We start from the raw sequence: 2,130 nt of genomic DNA, 5'->3' as shown, positions 1-2,130 counted from the left end.
TTCCGGGTGCGGACCGGCACGTGGTCGGTGGCTTGGTGGGTGTGTTGTCGGCTTTGGTGGTTACTGAGGTGGAGCTGGCTGTGGCTCGGGATGCGGTTTTGGCTTTGCTTCCCACCACGGACCCGTCCTCGGCCGACGACTTGTTGGGTGCGCTGCGCCTTTTCGTCCCCGTACTGGAATGGCTCGAGCTTGCCGCTACGGCCTACCAGTGACTGTCGTAGTGGCCAATCCGAACGGGCGTTCGCTCAGAGTGAGCGTGGTGGTCAAGCAGACCTGCGCTGTTTGGGGGACGGTCGATGAAGGTTTTCGGGTTGGTTCAGCCGCGCCGAGGGAAGGCTAGCGACGCACGCGCGTGACGAACCCCTGGCCCCCGCTGGTTGAGCCGCCCGGCGAGCTCTGCGAGCTGGCGTGACGAAACCACCTCGCGCACGGTGCAGAGTGCTGACCACAGGTTCTTGGGAGAGTCTGCGCGCACGTCGCGGTGGTTTCGTCACGGTCCCCGGCGCTTCGCGCGGTGGGACCGGCTCAACCGGCGCTCGGCCCGACTTAACCGATGCTCGGCTCCACGCGCTCTGCGACCCGGCCACGTGCCCCAGGTTCGCCAGTTAGAGTGCACGCATGGAGACACCCGAATCCCACGGTGTGGTCAACGCCCCCAGCGGTGTAGCGGCGTTCGTGGATACCTTCAGTTGCGGCCCAGTGCTTGAGCCTGTCAGCGTCGGCAGCGTCGAGGAGTTCGCCGAGACGTTCGGGAGAGCGGAACGCTTCGTGCCCGGGGCTCTGGCAGTCAGGCACTTTTTCGACAACGGGGGAAAGCAGGCCTGGGTGTGCGGAACCGGCCACGAACCCGGTCTCACGACGCTCGAGGCGCTCGTCTACGCAGTCGATTCGCTGCGAGACACCGCCTTCGACCTGCTGTGCGTGCCTGCGGCTGCGACGTTGGACGAGCCCGGAGATTTGGAGACGCCGCAGCTCGCCTCCTTCACACGACACGCGGTTCGGTTCGTCGAGGATCGGCAGGCCATGTTCCTGCTGGATCCGCCGCACTGGATCGAAGATTCCGCGACGATGACTGCCTGGGCCCGCGCCTGCGGCTTGGATTCTCAGGACGCCGCGGTCTGGTTCCCGCCGCTCAAGGTAGAGACCGACTCTGGCATCCGCCAACTGGGGGCAAGCGGCGCGATGGCCGGTGTCATTGCCCGGGTGGACCGCGAGTTTGGGATCTGGAAGGCGCCGACCGGGACACGCGGCCAGCTGCACGGGGTATCAGGCATTGAGCGGTTGAGCGATGCCGAGATGGGCGAGCTGAACCAGGCTGGGGTGAATTCGATCCGAACCGAACCGGGGGGAGCGATCCTCGCGTGGGGCGCCCGGACGATAGCGGGGGCAACCGGTTACACCGGAGAGTGGCGCTATCTGAACGTGCGGCGCACCGCGCAGTACGTGACCCGCAGCATTACTGGCTCCGGGCTCTGGCCGGAGGGTATGCCGAACGACGCGGCCCTGTGTGGTCGGATTCGGCAGGATGTCGACGCGTTCTGCCTGCGGCTGTTCTTGGGCGGGGCGTTGCAGGGGGCTACGCCTGGTGAAGCCTGGTTTGTCCGCTGCGACACCTCGACGATCACCCAGGGCGACGTCGACGACGGCGTGGTAAACCTCCTCGTCGGGCTCGCCCTCAGCAGGCCCGGAGAGTTTGCCAACCTCCGAATCCAACTCCCGGAACCTACTCGGGACCCAGCGTCCGGCCGCCCAGCCTCGACCTTCTGACCCGGGCTGAGCATTTGGACGAGATTCAGTTGAGCATATGGACGGAGAGCTACTGAGCTGATGGGTGCGTCCTGCAGGGCGTTGCGTACGACGACCCGTGCTCCGAAGCATGGATCGGCGAAGAACCGGCGACCCCTGCGAGCTGGCGTGAAGAAACCTCCTTGCGCACGGTGCAGGGTGTTGACCACGGGTCTTTGTGGGTTGGGTCTTGCGCACGGTGCAGGGTGTTGACCACTGGTTCTTGGGAGGGTCTGCGGGCAGGTCGCGGTGGTTTCGTCACGGTCCCCGGCGCTTCGCGCGGTGGGACCGGCTCAACCGGCGGCTGGTTGAGCCGCGCCGGAAGGAGCGCTAGCGACGCACGCG

Annotated in this window: 2 protein-coding genes; both read left to right on the top strand. The window is 66.3% G+C overall.

Going from position 1 to position 2,130, the window contains the following annotated elements:
* Positions 1-212, top strand: a 212-nt coding sequence (locus tag BUC15_RS20600) for a hypothetical protein (protein WP_217652306.1), incomplete at its 5' end; no start/stop codon positions are given.
* Positions 213-618: 406 nt separating this feature from the next.
* Positions 619-1,767, top strand: a complete 1,149-nt coding sequence (locus tag BUC15_RS18740; RefSeq protein WP_073191609.1) for a phage tail sheath family protein — start codon at positions 619-621, stop codon at positions 1,765-1,767.
* The last annotated feature ends 363 nt before the right edge of the window (positions 1,768-2,130 follow it).

It is taken from the genome of Tessaracoccus bendigoensis DSM 12906 (assembly GCF_900141915.1).
Lineage (GTDB): Bacteria > Actinomycetota > Actinomycetes > Propionibacteriales > Propionibacteriaceae > Arachnia > Arachnia bendigoensis.
The sequence above is the reverse complement of the archived record's forward strand: the minus strand, read 5'-3'. Positions and strand labels throughout refer to the sequence as shown.